A 16,059-nucleotide genomic window follows, 5' to 3' on the forward strand; every position below is an offset into this window, starting at 1 on the left:
TTACATTCCTGAAGTCAGCGAGATAAACAGCGGCAGCGACAGGATACAGAGCACAGAGCTCAACAGCAGCACGGCTTCTGCATCCGGCGATTGCACGCCAAAGCGGTTACCAAATACCACACCGAAGAAACCTGCCGCCAGGGCAATCATCAGGATAGCGGTGATTGCCACTGAACCGTGCAGACCCAACACCAGCACAATCCCCCACGCAATCGCTGGTTGGATCAGCAGCTTGGTGATGGTGGCAGAAATAACCATGGTGTTAATCGCCAGTTTTCTCGCCGAGAGGATCACACCGGTCAGGAACAGCGCCGCAGCCGTCGCAGCGAGACCAAGCGGTTTGATGGATGCCAGTACCAGTTCCGGCATTTTGATACCGATAGCGGAGAGCACCACGCCCAGCAGCGGCCCCCAGACAATCGGTTTTTTCACCGAGCGCCACATCAGTACCGGCAGCATGCCCAGCGTAGAACCGGTGTTATCACCCGCGGCTCGCGCTTTTTCACGCTCAAGGATCAGTAAGCAGAACGGCGTCATCAGCACGGAACCACAGGCGATGGAAACTGCAACGGAGAGCGATGTCGACGGGCCTTCACCCAGCACGCTGCCCAGAATTGGCAGGCCGAGCGCGGCGTAGTTCGGCAGCGCGACAGTCAGCGTCAGTACGGCGGCATCCTGCGGCGATTTTTTGAAAACCGAGGTCGCCAGAAAATAGATGGCGGCATAGGTAATCCACATGGAGAGGGTCAGCACCAGAATCAGCGGTGACTGCGCGATGATCCCGGTCCACGGCGTCTGCACGGTAGCGCTAAACAGCGCAGCGGGCAGAGCAAAATCCATTACAAAGATATTCAGCAGGGAAACGTTTTTGTTGTCGACCATTTTGGCCTTTCCCGCCCAGAAACCCAGCAACATGATGACAAATATCGGTGCGAGGGCATGAACAATTACGTAAGTCATAAATCACCTGTAAGCCTTTAAAAGGAAAAGAAATAGCACTAGCGCGATGGTTATTATTTTCAGTAGCGCATGAGCGCGGCGTGCGCGCCCATGCGTTGCTATCTGGCAGGTTTCTTTTTACTTACCAGCTCGCTTTCATGCGTTCGCGCACAAGAGCGGAGCTGCGGCGGTTGTCGGCACCCAGACGGTTTTTCAACGTGGTGTCCTGACGAGCGTCGTTGATGGCCCGGTGCAAGGTGCTCTGCACCTGCGCCAGGTCGGCGTCTGACGGCGCGTCCGGGTTGCTGATATTCAGCAGATCGGCAAGCAGCCCCAGTGTCGCGTAGTTACTGATGTCATAAGCCATCGGCGGAATGGTGGCCGCCAGTTTTTCCAGCGCTTCCACGGTACGCAAGGTAATGCGCGCCGCCGACTCTTTGCCCATGGCGTGGATCAGCACACCGGCATCGTTAAAGGCGATCAGGCGGTTCGCCTGGTAGCCGTGGGCCAGAAACGCCCCGGACATCGCTTTACCGACGATCAAACCAATCACCGGATGCCCCGCCAGCCGCGCATTGGCGTAAGCCGCAGCCGCACCGGCTAGCGCCTGGTGAATACCAAAGGCTTCTTCACGACGACCATAGGCCTGGCTTGGCACATCAATCACCGCAATGATTGGGCGCTTCACGCTGTTGTTGGCATCGGCGGCAACGGTTTCGCTCACCACTTTCGCCAGCGTCCAGCCCTCCAGCAGACCGACTTCACCTTTTGCCGCACGCGGATAATGGTTGTTGGCATCCGGCACCACGGCAATGAAACGCACCGCTTCGCCATTAACCTTGCCATCGGCTGCCTGCACAGACGGGCACAGCCCGCTCAGACGTGTTGCATTCGGCGCCAGTTTTTCCAGCCATAACGCGCCGCGGCTTACTGTCGTACTCATGCTTTCCCCTCCCCGGCAAACAACGCGCTGATCTGTTCGGCATCCGCTTGTTTGCGGGTGTCGAAGTGGGTCAGACGTTGCAGATAATCGTCGTAGTTATCGGTGCGATGTTTGGCCGGTACGCCTTTGGCAATCGCCTCATTCATCGCCTGTTTCACCGCATGGATGCCATCGCCGACCAGCGCATCCACCAGCCCGCTGCGATAACGCACTTCGCCGCCGGTCATGCTCCAGATAAACGGACGGTCGCGGGAGTCGTACTCTTCAATCCCGGCTTCCTGTTCGATAACCTGCGGGCCGTTCAGACCAAGACGGGCTTCGCGCGTCACAATCAGGTAGCTACAGAGCGCAGCGGCGATAGACATCCCACCGAAGCAGCCAACCGTACCGGCAACGATGCCGATAACCGGCGTGTAACGGCGCAGGTCAACAATCGCCGCGTGAATATCAGCAATCGCCGCCAGTCCAAGGTTGGCTTCCTGCAAGCGCACGCCGCCGGTTTCGAGGCACAGCACCGCCTGGGTCGGGATGCCGTTACGGTTATCTTCCGCCGCCAGCTCAAGTGCCGCCGCCATTTTCGCGCCGGAAACTTCGCCCATGCTGCCGCCCTGGAACGCGCCTTCAATCGCCACCACAACCGCCGGCTGACCGTTGATGGTGCCTTTGGCGACCACCATGCCGTCATCGGCCTGCGGCACAATGCCCTGCGGGCCTAACCACGGCGAAATAATGCCTTCAAACGGATCCAGCAATTCGCGGTAGCTGCCGTCATCGAGCAGTGCCTGTGCGCGCTGGCGCGCTTTGAGTTCGATAAAACTGCGATCGTCACGCATAGCTCACCTCTTCGAATACCTGTTCGATACGGATGCGCGCCACACCGGGCGTCGCGCCGAAATCGTGGATCACAAGCTGGCCCGCAGGCAGCGTGCTTACCAGACCGAGACGGTTGAACAACGCTTCCCAGCGTCCACGGCTGTTATCCACGGAGGTGGTGATCTCAATTGTCAGTGTTTGCCCCTGGTCGGCGGTGAATAACACCTCCATATCCCCGGAGCCCACAACGCCCGCCAGCGCTTTACCGCGTAATGCGCGGCCAGCAGGCACGGTTATCGTAATGTGTTCCATAACTTCCTCTTAATTCGCTAAATAAGGCGTGGTCATGCGATCGAGAAACAGTGTCGCCGCGAGTAAATCTGCCGCGCCGCCCGGCGACGCGTTCAGCGCCAGCATCCGCGCATCCAGTTCGGCTAACGCTTGCTGACCGGCCTTCGACGCAACGCCCCCGGCTTGCAGCACCGCGCTCGCGCCCTGGCGCATCGCATCCAGCCCCTCCAGACCCGCGCGGGAAAGCACGCAGGTATCGCTGAGCGAGGTCATGATGGCCATCAGCGCATCAAGCCTGGCCTGCGCTTCGTTGCTGCCGCGCTGGCGGCTGCGCTGTAACTGCGGTAGCGCCAGCTTGATGATGTGCGGAAAGCCTTGTTGCGCCTCCTCACGTGCGCCCGGCACCCGGTAACGGTGCGTGGCGCGCAGCCCTTTACTGAAGAGCTTCGGCGCTGCGTCATCCGGCAGTTGCGCCAGCTTCGCGGCCGTGGCGGCAATCGCCTGTGCTGGTGCGCTACCGCCCAACATGGCGACCGCGCTCACCAGCAGCCCCAATGCCCAGATCGCGCCGCGATGAGTATTCACGCCACCGGTGGCCGCCATCATCTGCTGCTCACCTTCCCGACCTAATCGCCCAATGGTTTGTCTGAGCGCCACATCCGCTGGCCGCCGCCAGCTTTGTTGCGCCAGCGCCTGAAACGTGGGGGTCAGGCTATGCGCGGAACGCTCCATCAGTTCGAGCGTTAAATCGTGATGCGCGCCGTTCCCCCGGCTGTCCACCAGACCGGGCTTCGGGCTTAATCGTGCTTCGTCAATCAGACACAGTGTGGCGGTTCGCGCCAACCATTCGGCACCGCCTTCAGCGTCAATCCGTGGCAGAAGTTTCATTACCAGCTCCGGAATTTCGCAGGTGGGTTGTACAGCCCGCCGGACCACTCCACCAGATCCGCTACGCTGCTGGCAGCCAGCAGTGAACGGGTGGCGTCAGTGCGGCGAATGCCCATATCTTCCGGGTAGACCACTTTGCCGCTCTGGCGAAGCTGGGCGACACGTTTGGCGTCAACGCCCAGACCGATATCGGTGATCCCCGCCACCGCCGCGACCATCGCCCGGCGCTCTTCAAGGCTTTCAGCGCGATAGAGGTAAGCAATCCCCTCTTCGGTCAGCACGTGCGTCACGTCATCGCCATAAATCATTACCGGAGCCAGCGGCATGCCGGAGGTTTTCGCCACGTCCACGGCGTCGAGTTTTTCCACGAATGTGGGTTTCGCACCGGCCTGGAAGGTTTCCACCATCTGCACCACCAGTTTTTTACCGCGCTGCATCGGGTCAGGTTCGGTGATCATGTTCAGCCAGGCCGGTGTTGCGTGGCGGCGACCGTGCGGGTCATGGCCCATATTTGGCGCACCACCAAAGCCTGAGAGACGACCGCGCGTCACGGTCGAGGAGTTTGCCAGGCCATCGACTTGTAACGTCGAGCCGATAAACATATCGACCGCGTACTGACCCGCTAACTGGCAGAACGCGCGGTTGGAACGCATGGAGCCGTCGGAACCGGTGAAGAACACGTCCGGGCGGGCACGGATGTACTCTTCCATCCCCAACTCGCCGCCGAAGCAGTGCACACTTTCCACCCAGCCGCTTTCAATCGCCGGGATCAGCGTCGGGTGCGGGTTCAGCGTCCAGTGTTTGCAGATTTTGCCTTTCAGGCCGAGCTGCTCACCGTAGGTCGGCAGCAGCAATTCAATCGCCGCGGTGTTAAAGCCGATACCGTGGTTGAGCGACTGCACCTGATGCTCGGCGTAGATGCCTTTGATCGCCATCATCGCCATCAGAATGTGTTCTTGCTTGATGAGGCGCGGGTCGCGGGTAAACAGCGGCTCGATAAAGAACGGTTTGTCGGCGACCACTACGTAGTCGATCCAGGAACCGGGGATATCAACACGCGGCAGGTCACATTCGTCATCTACCAACTCATTGACCTGGGCGATAACGATGCCGTCGCGGAAGGCGGCGGCTTCCACCAGCGCCGGGGTATCTTCCGTACTTGGGCCGGTGTAAAGGTTGCCTTTGCGGTCCGCTTTATAACCGGCAATCAGCGCCACATTCGGGCACAGATCAACGTACAGGCGGGAGTAAAGTTCGATGTAAGTATGGATCGCGCCGATTTCCAGCAGGCCATCTTCCAGCAGTTGCGAGATGCGCAAACTCTGGGTGCCGGAGAAGGAGAAATCCAGCTTGCGGGCAATGCCCTTTTCAAAAATATCCAGATGTTCGCTGCGCCCGACGCTCGGCATAATCATATGCAGGTCGTGGACTTTCTGCGGATTGACTTCGGCAAGTGTTCGCGAGAGGAAATCCGCCTGTTTTTGGTTGTTCCCTTCCAGCACCACACGGTCGCCCGGTGCAATCAGCTTTTCCAGCATGGCGACAAGGTCGCCGGTCGGCAGTACCTTGCCCTGCACGGGAATGGACGCCAGGCGGCGCTGTTTCTCGCTGCGCCGCGTGTTCCATACCTGTGCTGGCGTTTGCCCAGATAACATTATTAACCTCCTGATTCAGCTCATCATTTTGACTTGCTTAACACTGAACTCAGTGTGCGCCGTGATGAGAAAGTCATCAATTAAGGAGGCGATTAAATCATTAGCCTGAGAGTAATAATCAAAGGAAAGTAATTGTGATGTGCGTCAATTTCGACATCGAAAGAAAGGCTTATGGCGCTGGCGGTACGAGCGTACCGCCAGCTGAGGATTAACGCTGGTTCGCCAGGCGCTGGCGAATCTGTTCAAAATGTTCGGTCTGGTAGAGCTTGCCGTCGAGGAAGCGGGTTTTCAGCTCCCCGCCTTTTTCCTGCTCCCAGCTCTGCTCATCGTGCAGTTGCAGTTCGCCTTGCGCATCGCGCTCCACGCGCAATAACCCGCGCGCCGAACGTTTCAGGCCGTTATCGGTTTTCGGCTCTTTGAAGATCATCCGCCCTTCACCGTTGACCGCACCCCAGGTCGCTTTCATCGCAAAACCAAACGTGTCACGGGTGTTGTACTGATAGGTAAACGAGCCGACGCCGAACACCACGTTAGAGCTGGCGAAGCCTTTGGCTTCCAGACGACGCAGGATCTCATTGGCGCGCGCCAGGGTAATGGAGTCGCCGTAAATCAGGCCGACATGCGGATCCAGCACTTTGTAGCCCTTCTCATTGACCGTGCCGCCAAAGATTTCCCACAGCACTTCGACCGAGCCTTTCTCCTCCGGGCTACGTTCTGCCCGCGTGTCATCATCCGCGCCTGTACCACAAAGGATCTCTACCGGATCACCGCTGTCCGGACGGAACACCACGCGCCCGTCACGACCCAGAATGATCTGTTTCAGTTCGCGGGTATATTCCGTCAATACGCGCCAGTAGTCCCAGGTATCGGAGACGATAGAGACAAATCCCTGCGGGTAGATGTCGGCAATCAGACGGCGGAACGTTTCGATTTCGTGGTCGTGTTCGCCCATGCACATCACGCTGTGCTCGGTCGCCGGAATGCTGGCGCCAATAAAATACGCATCTCCATCGGTATAGTGATCGCGGGCATACAGCAGTGAGGGAATGCTGTCGGTGCCTTTAAAACTCAGTAAATGCCCCGCGCCCGCCTGCGCCGTATCGTGCAGGCCAGCCATGCCGCGAAACGAGAAGTCGTGGCACTGGAAATCTAGGTGCGACAAATCCGTGCAGGTCTTTGCCGCCCATTGTTCGCAAATTTTCCGGTAGTGGTGCGCAATGGTGGCATTGGTGGAGGTTTTCCACAGCTCGGCGGAAAGCACCGTTTCCAGGTAGTTCACCAGCCAGAAAAACTCCTCGCGGGTATTGGTAATGGTCAGAACCGGCACTTTCATCGGCACTTTGCTGCCTTCATCCAGCGATTTAATGTGCAGCGGCAGATAGCCCAAACGGTGCAGCGCGCGAATGTGATCGACCGCCACGGCGTCCCTGCCGAGATAGTTATCCATCACCTGCTTGTATTCGTTAACGACTTCCTCTTCCGGGCGGGCAAAAAAGCCGTCGTTGAACAGATCGACCATAAACCACTTCAGGAAACCCTGCAGACCAAAGAACACCAGCTTGCCGTCGGCTACCGGCGACTGGAAAAAGCGGTCGCTGCGCGGCGTGAAATTGGAGTAAACCTGCGTTGTCCCCTGCGGGTACTGCACGCGGTGTGAAACTTTGTAACCGTCGATAGCCAGAATCGGATTGATATTCATGATGTTGTCTCCCTCAGGCGCGAAAAATAGCGTCAATGTCGATCAGTTCAACTCGCGGATCCGCAAGCGCAGGCGAGGTGAAGGATGTGGTGGTGTAAATCGCGTCGATACCGTTATTGAGCAGGTTCTCAACCCCTTTGGAAAAGACACCGTGCGTGACATACAGGCTAACACTGCGGGCACCGGCATCGCGTAGCACCTGGGCTGAACCAATAAATGTGCCGCCTGCATCGCAAAGGTCGTCAACAATCAGCACATCTTTTCCCGCCACATCACCAGCCACCAACGCAAAGCCGGTCAGGTTTCCGGTGGCGACATCACGCTCTTTAGTGAGGATGGCGTACTCTTGCGCGCCACTGGCTTTTGCCACGTTATGGATTTTCTTCAGCGCACCGGCATCCGGCGCGACCAGCATCAGCTCGCCTTTGCCAATGGCGCGATGCAGGGTTTCGCTCTGCATTAAGCAGCTTTCCTGCGCAATGACTACGCAGTTAGTGATGGCTGCGGCAGCGGCGTCGCTGTGCGGGTCAAGTATAAAAACTTTGTTGAAATTGAGTGTGTTGAGGAAGTTGGCGAACACTTTCAGCGCGAAACTGTCGCCGGGCATCATATGCCTGTCCTGACGCGCCCATGGCAACCACGCCAGTTCCAGATGGCTCACGGCGATATCGGTGGCGTGACGAACAGCGTCCACCAGTTGTGCCAGCAGCATAAAGTCGTTCATATCGCGCATCGCCGCAACACGCACCCGCATCTGTTGGCCGAATGAAGGAAGTTTACCGGTCACTTTGAGCCAGACGGCCCCGTCCGGAAAGACGCCATGGCTCAGTGCAACCTGCTCGTTATCAATGAATAATTCGATTCTGCTCGCCATCTTTCACCTCGACGCAATAATTAATGTCCCTTGGACACTTTTAATATTGTCCATAAGACACTTATTAGGCAAGCGTTTTTTTATGTATTCATAAATTAAATAGTTAACTCTTTGAAAATTAATCAGATAAAAGTTAACTTGCCGCACCAGGGCAGGCTGATAAACTTGTGGCGTGTAAAAAGGAGCGAGTAAGCGATGATCAGTGAAGCAGAGTATCTGAAAACGTATGATGCCAGACGTTTCCCCTCACCGCTGGTGACGGTGGATAGCGTGCTGTTTACGCTGCATCAGCAGGTGCTTTGCGTGTTATTGGTTCAGCGAGCCAGCCAGCCGCAGCAAGGGCGCTGGGGATTACCCGGCGGGTTTATCGATATGGCGCAGGATGATTCCACGCGCGCCACGGCGCTGCGCAAACTGACGGAAAAAACTGGCGTTTCCCCATCGTGGCTGGAACAGCTGGATACCTTTTCCGGCCCGCAGCGCGACCCGCGCGGCTGGAGCCTGACCATTGCCTGGTTTGCGCTGATTTCGTGGGTCTCCTGCGCGCCGCATATCGCAAGCGTTAGCGATGCGAAATGGGTGCCGGTGAGTGAGCTGGATACCATTGAGCTGGCTTTTGATCATCGGGCAATTATTCAGGCGGCGCTGCACCGGCTGCGGCAGAAAACCATGTATTCGTTACTGCCGGTTTACTGTTTGCCAGAGAGCTTTACCCAGGCGCAATTGCAGGAAGCGACGGAGATAATCCTTGGTCAGCCGATTCAGCGTAAAAGTTTGATTCGCCGCTTTGAAGCCTCCGGCATGTTTGAAGAGACCGGCGAAAGCGTGGCGACCGGCGCGCGTAAAGCGCGTTTATGGCGGCGCAAACCTGGCGTCGACATCCATCTGTTTTCGCGGAATTTGCTAACAGATTAATGCCCGATCGTGCTAAGTCCCGTAAAATGAACAAACGGAATGCCCTTGCGCGGTTATAGTTGTCCCATACCTACTCTATTTTTTTCTGTGTTATGGCTGAAATCACACCTTCACAACTTTCGGAAATTGCAGATGATACGCATGACTTTCGCCCGATGCGCGGCGTGCGTAACCCGCATTTGCAGACCATGCTGCCACGGCTGATTCGACGCCGCCTCCAGTTTGAACCCTGGTGGCAGCGCCTTGAGCTGCCGGATGGTGACTTTGTTGATTTGGCCTGGAGCGAAGAGCCGAATCAGGCGAAACATAAACCGCGGCTGGTGGTTTTCCATGGACTGGAGGGCAGCCTGCACAGCCCATATGCGCATGGACTGGTGCATGCGGCGAAACAGCGCGGCTGGCTTGGCGTGGTCATGCATTTTCGCGGCTGTAGCGGCATCCCAAATCGTCTGAACCGCATTTATCACTCGGGCGAAACCGAAGATGGCACCTGGTTCTTGCACTGGTTACATCAGGAATTCGGGCCCGCGCCAACCGCAGCGGTGGGTTATTCGCTCGGCGGGAACATGCTCGGTTGTTTGCTGGCAAAAGCCGATGATGACTTGCCCGTCGATGCAGCGGTGATTGTCTCTGCTCCGTTGGTGCTGGAAGCCTGTAGTTATCATATGGATAAGGGATTTTCCCGTGTTTATCAGCGCTATTTGTTGAATTTGCTGAAAGCGAACGCCGCGCGCAAATTACGCGCTTATCCTGGTTCGCTGCCAACCACCTTGCCGGCGCTGCGTAAGCTGCGCCGTATTCGCGAGTTCGACGATCTGATCACCGCGAAAATCCACGGTTTTGCCGACGCGCTGGATTACTATCGCCGCTGTAGCGCGATGCCGGTTTTGCCGGATATTCGTAAACCGACGCTGATTATCCACGCGAAAGATGACCCGTTTATGGATCACAATGTGATCCCGGATGCCGGACATTTGCCGGCGAATATTGAATACCAACTGACGGAACACGGCGGCCATGTCGGGTTTGTTGGCGGAACCTTGCGCCACCCGGAAATGTGGCTGGAAAAGCGTATTCCGGATTGGTTATCCGCTTACCTGGAAAGACGATGATTATTCCCTGGCAAGAGATTGATGCGCAGACGCTGGACAATCTGATTGAGAGCTTTGTCTTGCGCGAAGGCACTGATTATGGTGAACATGAGCGTTCACTTGAGCAAAAGGTCGCCGACGTTAAACGGCAGCTGCAACGCGGCGAAGCCGTACTGGTGTGGTCGGAACTGCACGAGACGGTCAATATAATGCCGCGCGGGCAGTTCCACGACTGAACAGGTACATGGCGGCTGGCTATACTGAAATAATCGTTTATTCAGGGAGTTGCTATGTCCGCCAAACATCCGGTTATCGCCGTTACAGGCTCCAGCGGCGCGGGAACCACCACCACCAGCCTCGCCTTTCGTAAGATCTTCGCCCAGCTCAATATGCACGCGGCAGAAGTGGAAGGGGACAGCTTCCATCGCTATACCCGCCCGGAAATGGATATGGCTATCCGTAAGGCCCGCGATCTTGGGCGGCATATCAGCTATTTTGGCCCGGAAGCCAATGATTTTGGCCTGCTGGAACAGACGTTTATCGAATATGGCCAAACCGGCAAAGGCCAGGCGCGCAAATACCTGCATACCTACGATGAAGCCGTTCCCTGGAACCAGGTACCGGGCACGTTTACGCCGTGGCAACCGCTGCCGGAGCCGACCGATGTGCTGTTTTATGAAGGTCTGCACGGCGGCGTGGTGACGCCGCAAAACGATGTCGCGCGTCATGTGGATTTGCTGGTGGGCGTGGTGCCGATCGTCAATCTGGAATGGATTCAAAAACTTGTCCGCGATACCAGCGAGCGCGGGCATTCGCGGGAAGCGGTAATGGATTCTGTCGTGCGTTCGATGGAGGATTACATCAATTTTATTACGCCGCAGTTTTCCCGTACGCACATTAACTTCCAGCGCGTGCCAACGGTGGATACGTCCAATCCGTTTGCCGCGAAAGGCATTCCCTCACTGGACGAGAGTTTTGTGGTGATCCATTTCCGCAATCTGGAAGGGATTGATTACCCGTGGTTGCTGGCAATGCTGCAAGGCTCGTTTATCTCGCATATGGATACGCTGGTGGTGCCTGGCGGAAAAATGGGGCTGGCGATGGAGCTGATTATGACGCCGCTGGTGCAACGGCTGATGGAAGGCAAAAAGATCAAATAATGCAGATAGCCCGGTGATGTGCTGCTTACCGGGCTTTTCGCATCAGGCTTCGATAACTTCGTAAGAGTGGGTAATGTTCACCGCTTTTTCGAGCATCAAGGCCACGGAGCAATACTTCTCCGCGGATAAATCCACCGCGCGGGAAACCGCAGCATCCTTCAGATCTTTACCGGTGACGATAAAGTGCAAATTGATGTGGGTAAACAGGCGCGGCGCTTCTTCACGGCGCTCTGAGGTCAGCTTCACTTCGCAGTCAGTCACGTCATGACGCCCTTTTTGTAAAATAGAAACCACATCAATGGCGCTGCATCCGCCCGCCGCCATCAGCACCATTTCCATCGGGCTTGGCGCTTTGTCGCCGGAGTTGCCGTCCATCAGGATTTGGTGGCCCGATGCGGACTCACCGATGAACGTTAACCCTTCAACCCATTTCACACGTGCCTGCATTTTCTTCACTCCGGAGTGGCAATTTTCTTTACAGATTACGCGTACATAACAAAACTCGCAACGGAAGGCGACCTGCGTCATGCTGAAGCGAGACACCAGGAGACAGGCGGTAAAAGCTATGCTAAAACACTCTGGATGCTACAGAGATAAATGGATGTTACGCATGTATGCATGACATCATACTTTAGAGACCGCAGATGACGCTGACGGTCCACTTCCCTGGATGCGGGAAGCTTAGATTGCAACCCCAGACGTAGGGGCTCATCCTGTGTCTGAGACAGCTTATAACAGAGGATAATCGCGCATGGTGCTTGGCAAACCACAAACAGACCCGACGCTTGAATGGTTCTTGTCTCATTGCCACATTCATAAGTACCCGTCGAAGAGCACGCTGATTCACCAGGGTGAAAAAGCGGAAACGCTGTACTACATCGTTAAAGGCTCAGTGGCAGTGCTGATCAAGGACGAAGAGGGTAAAGAGATGATCCTCTCCTACCTGAACCAGGGAGATTTTATCGGTGAACTGGGCCTGTTCGAAGAGGGTCAGGAGCGCAGTGCATGGGTACGCGCTAAAACTGCTTGTGAAGTGGCTGAAATCTCGTACAAAAAATTCCGTCAGTTAATCCAGGTTAACCCGGATATCCTGATGCGTCTTTCCTCGCAAATGGCGCGTCGCCTGCAGGTCACTTCAGAAAAAGTGGGTAACCTCGCCTTCCTGGATGTAACCGGCCGTATCGCGCAAACGCTGTTAAACCTGGCGAAACAGCCAGATGCAATGACCCATCCGGACGGCATGCAAATTAAAATTACTCGCCAGGAAATTGGTCAGATCGTCGGTTGTTCCCGTGAAACAGTGGGCCGCATTCTCAAAATGCTCGAAGATCAGAACCTGATCTCCGCCCACGGTAAAACCATCGTCGTATACGGAACGCGTTAATCTGTAAAACGGCGCAGCTTACGCGCTGCGTCGTTTTTCTTCCCTCATGTGGCGCAGGCTGATTTATCACCCCGAAATCAACTACGCACTGCGACAAACGCTGGTGTTATGTTTACCTGTGGCCATTGGTCTGGTTACTGGTCATCTGCAACAAGGTCTGCTGTTTTCCCTCGTTCCCGCCTGCTGCAACATTGCCGGGCTTGATACGCCACATAAACGTTTTTTCAAACGCCTGATCATTGGCGGAACGCTGTTTGCAGGCAGCAGCCTGGCGGTGCAGCTATTGCTGGCGAAAGATCTTCCATTGCCGCTGATCCTCACCGGGCTGACGCTGGTTTTAGGCGTAACCGCCGAAATCAGTGCGCTGCACGGTCGCCTGCTCCCGGCTTCGCTCATTGCCGCCATCTTTACGCTCAGCCTCGCCGGTAACATGCCGGTATGGGAGCCGATACTTATCTATGCGCTGGGCACGCTGTGGTACGGATTGTTCAACTGGTTCTGGTTCTGGATGTGGCGCGAGCAACCGCTGCGCGAATCGCTCAGCCTGCTCTACCGGCAACTGGCGGATTACTGCGAGGCGAAATACAGCCTGCTGACGCAGCATGCCGACCCGGAAAAAGCGCTGCCACCTTTGCTTGCCCGCCAGCAAAAAGCGGTGGATATGATAAGCCAGTGCTATCAACAACTGCATATGCTGGCTGCCAATAAACATAACGATTACAAACGGCTACTGCGGGTTTTCCAGGTAGGGATTGATTTGCAAGAGCACATTTCGGTGAGTTTGCACCAGCCGGAAGAAGTGCAAAAACTGGTGGAACAAACCCACGCCGAACAGGTGATCCGCTGGAACGCGCAAACCGTCGCCGCTCGCCTGCGCGTGCTGGCAGACGACATTCTCTATCACCGCTATCCCACGCGCTTCAACATGGATAAGCAGATTGGCGCGCTGGAAAAAATCGCCCGCCAGCACCCGGATAACCCGGTCGGGCAGTTCTGCGCCTGGCATTTTAGCCGTATCGCGCGCGTCTTGCGCACTCAGCGCCCTCTCTATGCCCGCGATCTGATGGCGGAAAAGCAGCGTCGTCTGCCCCTTTTCCCGGCGCTGAAAAGCTATTTATCACTGAAATCTGCGGCGCTGCGTAATGCCGCACGAATCAGCGTCATGCTCAGTATCGCCAGCCTGATGGGCAGCGCCCTGCATTTACCGAAACCCTACTGGATCATGATGACGGTGATGTTTGTCACGCAAAACGGTTATGGCGCAACGCGCGTTCGCATTGTCCACCGGGCGGCGGGCACCATTGCGGGGCTGGTGATTGCCGGGGCGACGCTGCACTTTCATGTTCCACTCGGTTTTACGCTGGCCGCGATGCTGATGATTACGCTGGTCAGTTATCTCATTATTCGGAAAAGCTACGGCTGGGCAATGGTGGGTTTTACCATTACCGCCGTCTACACCTTGCAGCTGCTGACGCTAAATGGTGAGGAGTTTATTGTCGCTCGCCTTATCGACACGTTGATTGGTTGTCTGATTGCTTTCGGTGGCATGGTCTGGCTGTGGCCGCAGTGGCAAAGTGGCTTGCTGCGCCAGAATGCGCACGATGCGCTGGAAACAGATCAGGAAGCGATTCGCCTGATCTTAAGCGATAACCCGCAGCCCACTCCGCTTGCCTGGCAGCGCATGCGCGTAAACCAGGCGCATAACGCCCTGTTTAATTCACTAAACCAGGCGATGCAGGAACCGGGCTTCAATACGCGTTATCTGGAAGATATGAAACTGTGGGTAACGCACAGCCAGTTTATCGTTGAGCATATTAATGCGATGACGACGCTGGCACGTGAACATACGATGTTGACGCCGGAGCTGGCGCAACGTTATTTGCAATCCTGCGAAATTGCCCTGCAGCGCTGCCAGCAGCGGCTGGAGTATGACGGGCCGGGAGGATCCGGCGATGTGAATATTCTCGAAGCCCCGGAAGCATTAACGCACGGGCCAATGAGCACGCTGGAGCAGCATTTACAGCGGATTATCGGGCATCTGAACACCATGCACACCATTTCGTCGGTAGCATGGCGTCAACGCCCGCATCATGGCATTTGGTTAAACCGCCGCCTTAACCGTTGACCACTTTCGCCACCGCATTCGCGAAGCGCTTCATCCCTTCTTCGATATCCTGCGCGTCAATAATCAGCGAAGGCACAAAACGCATGACGTCCGGGCCGGCATTCAGCACCATGACGCCCGCATCGGCAGCGGCGTAGAGGAAGTCGCGCGCACGGCCTTTATATTGCGGATTCAGCTCAGCACCAATCAGCAGCCCCATGCCACGAATATCGCTAAACAGGTCAAACTTCTCGCCAATTTGCTGCAGATGTTTAACGAAAAACTGACGTTTTTCATTCACGCCGCTGAGCACTTCCGCCGTGTTGATAATGTCGAATGCGGTTCCTGCGACGGCGCAGGCCAGCGGGTTGCCACCGTAAGTAGAGCCGTGTGAACCGGCGTGGAAGACACTGGCAATTTCATGTGTAGTCAGCATCGCGCTGATAGGGAAACCGCCGCCGAGCGCTTTGGCGCTGGTCAGAATATCCGGCGTCACACCATAGTGCATGTAAGCAAACAACTCTCCGCTGCGGCCCATGCCGCACTGCACTTCGTCGAACACCAGCAGAGCGTTGTGCTGATCGCACAGCTCGCGCAAACCTTTCAGGAAATCCGGTGTGGCGGCAGTAACGCCGCCTTCGCCCTGAATAGGCTCTACCACTACCGCGCAGGTGTGATCGTCCATCACTGCTTTCACCGCGTGCAGATCGTTAAACGGCACATGGATAATGTCCGCCGGTTTCGGGCCAAAGCCATCGGAATACTTCGGCTGGCCGCCCACGCTTACGGTAAACAGCGAACGGCCGTGGAAGGCATTATGAAACGCGATGATTTTTGTTTTGTATGGACTGTGACGCGTAGATGCATAAAAACGCGCCAGCTTGAATGCTGTTTCGTTAGCTTCAGTGCCGGAGTTCATAAACACCACACGCTCGGCAAACGTGGCGTCAATGAGTTTACGCGCCAGGCGCAGAGCAGGCTCGTTGGTAAAAACATTGCTGGTGTGCCACAGCGTTTCGCCCTGCGTTTTCAGCGTCTCCACCAGCGCCGGATGGCAGTGCCCTAACGCAGTAACCGCAATTCCACCTGCAAAATCAACGTACTCTTTACCCTGCTGATCCCACACCCTGCTGCCTTTACCCTTTACCGGGATAAACTCGGCCGGTGCGTAAATTGGCAGAATAACGTCATCGAAGTTTGCACGCGTTACCGCGTCTTGCTGAGTTGCCATGGCTTGCCCATCCAGTTTTACGTTGCATTGATTGTGAAAATATAATCACGAAATATGCATAAAAAATCAGTT

General features: G+C 56.1%; 16 protein-coding genes. 6 read left to right on the top strand and 10 right to left on the bottom strand.

Annotation, left to right across the window (positions count from 1 at the left end):
- The 8 genes from AAIG26_RS15855 to prs all read right to left on the bottom strand — a co-directional run bounded on the left by AAIG26_RS15855 (position 1) and on the right by prs (position 8,102).
- Positions 1–960 (bottom strand): AEC family transporter, encoded by a 960-nt coding sequence (locus AAIG26_RS15855; RefSeq protein ID WP_020455509.1) that lies wholly within the window; start codon positions 958–960, stop codon positions 1–3.
- A 121-nt stretch (positions 961–1,081) separates the two neighbouring features.
- Positions 1,082–1,882, bottom strand: a complete 801-nt coding sequence (mdcE, locus tag AAIG26_RS15860; protein ID WP_343180943.1) for a biotin-independent malonate decarboxylase subunit gamma — start codon at positions 1,880–1,882, stop codon at positions 1,082–1,084.
- A complete protein-coding gene (locus AAIG26_RS15865; RefSeq protein ID WP_097406518.1) occupies positions 1,879–2,715 on the bottom strand; it encodes a biotin-independent malonate decarboxylase subunit beta in 837 nt (278 codons plus the stop codon). The genes mdcE and AAIG26_RS15865 overlap by 4 nt, the downstream gene beginning before the upstream one ends.
- Positions 2,708–3,007, bottom strand: a complete 300-nt coding sequence (mdcC, locus tag AAIG26_RS15870) for a malonate decarboxylase acyl carrier protein (protein ID WP_020455512.1) — start codon at positions 3,005–3,007, stop codon at positions 2,708–2,710. Before mdcC ends, AAIG26_RS15865 begins: the two co-directional genes overlap by 8 nt.
- A 9-nt stretch (positions 3,008–3,016) precedes the next feature.
- The gene (locus tag AAIG26_RS15875) at positions 3,017–3,874 is read right to left on the bottom strand and encodes a triphosphoribosyl-dephospho-CoA synthase (RefSeq protein ID WP_343180944.1); all 858 of its coding nucleotides are present in this window, start codon (positions 3,872–3,874) and stop codon (positions 3,017–3,019) included.
- On the bottom strand, positions 3,874–5,529 hold the full coding sequence (mdcA, locus tag AAIG26_RS15880) for a malonate decarboxylase subunit alpha (RefSeq protein ID WP_045507892.1): 1,656 nt from the start codon (positions 5,527–5,529) through the stop codon (positions 3,874–3,876). Before mdcA ends, AAIG26_RS15875 begins: the two co-directional genes overlap by 1 nt.
- A 208-nt stretch (positions 5,530–5,737) precedes the next feature.
- Positions 5,738–7,228 carry a nicotinate phosphoribosyltransferase gene (locus tag AAIG26_RS15885; RefSeq protein ID WP_343180945.1) on the bottom strand — a complete coding sequence of 497 codons (1,491 nt, stop codon included), beginning with the start codon at positions 7,226–7,228 and terminating at the stop codon, positions 5,738–5,740.
- Between the two features lie 13 nt (positions 7,229–7,241).
- On the bottom strand, positions 7,242–8,102 hold the full coding sequence (gene prs / locus AAIG26_RS15890) for a ribose-phosphate diphosphokinase (RefSeq protein ID WP_343180946.1): 861 nt from the start codon (positions 8,100–8,102) through the stop codon (positions 7,242–7,244).
- A gap of 195 nt (positions 8,103–8,297) precedes the next feature.
- Between prs and AAIG26_RS15895 the strand changes: the two genes are divergently transcribed.
- The 4 genes from AAIG26_RS15895 to AAIG26_RS15910 all read left to right on the top strand — a co-directional run bounded on the left by AAIG26_RS15895 (position 8,298) and on the right by AAIG26_RS15910 (position 11,268).
- Positions 8,298–9,017, top strand: coding sequence for an NUDIX domain-containing protein (locus tag AAIG26_RS15895; RefSeq protein ID WP_343180947.1), 720 nt, complete (start codon positions 8,298–8,300; stop codon positions 9,015–9,017).
- A 92-nt stretch (positions 9,018–9,109) separates the two neighbouring features.
- Positions 9,110–10,129 (top strand): hydrolase, encoded by a 1,020-nt coding sequence (locus AAIG26_RS15900; RefSeq protein ID WP_343180948.1) that lies wholly within the window; start codon positions 9,110–9,112, stop codon positions 10,127–10,129.
- Positions 10,126–10,344 carry a YheU family protein gene (locus AAIG26_RS15905; RefSeq protein WP_017459872.1) on the top strand — a complete coding sequence of 73 codons (219 nt, stop codon included), beginning with the start codon at positions 10,126–10,128 and terminating at the stop codon, positions 10,342–10,344. Before AAIG26_RS15900 ends, AAIG26_RS15905 begins: the two co-directional genes overlap by 4 nt.
- A gap of 54 nt (positions 10,345–10,398) precedes the next feature.
- Positions 10,399–11,268, top strand: coding sequence for a phosphoribulokinase (locus tag AAIG26_RS15910; protein WP_020455521.1), 870 nt, complete (start codon positions 10,399–10,401; stop codon positions 11,266–11,268).
- Positions 11,269–11,310: 42 nt separating this feature from the next.
- Here AAIG26_RS15910 and AAIG26_RS15915 read toward each other — a convergent pair whose 3' ends face one another.
- Entirely contained in the window at positions 11,311–11,715 is a 405-nt protein-coding gene (locus tag AAIG26_RS15915) for an OsmC family protein (protein WP_020455522.1), read from the bottom strand.
- Between the two features lie 304 nt (positions 11,716–12,019).
- Here AAIG26_RS15915 and crp point away from each other — a divergent pair, with 304 nt between their 5' ends.
- Complete coding sequence (gene crp / locus AAIG26_RS15920; protein WP_000242758.1) at positions 12,020–12,652, top strand: cAMP-activated global transcriptional regulator CRP; 633 nt, start codon at positions 12,020–12,022, stop codon at positions 12,650–12,652.
- 46 nt (positions 12,653–12,698) lie between these two features.
- Positions 12,699–14,777: a YccS/YhfK family putative transporter gene (locus tag AAIG26_RS15925; protein ID WP_343180949.1), complete on the top strand. Its 2,079-nt coding sequence runs from the start codon at positions 12,699–12,701 to the stop codon at positions 14,775–14,777.
- On the opposite strand, the gene AAIG26_RS15930 is transcribed toward AAIG26_RS15925, so the two are convergent.
- Positions 14,767–15,987, bottom strand: a complete 1,221-nt coding sequence (locus AAIG26_RS15930; protein ID WP_343180950.1) for an aspartate aminotransferase family protein — start codon at positions 15,985–15,987, stop codon at positions 14,767–14,769. The genes AAIG26_RS15925 and AAIG26_RS15930 overlap by 11 nt on opposite strands.
- Positions 15,988–16,059 lie beyond the last annotated feature (72 nt).

The sequence above is a fragment of the Kosakonia sp. PSU_27 genome, assembly GCF_039409795.1.
Classification (GTDB): Bacteria; Pseudomonadota; Gammaproteobacteria; order Enterobacterales; family Enterobacteriaceae; genus Kosakonia.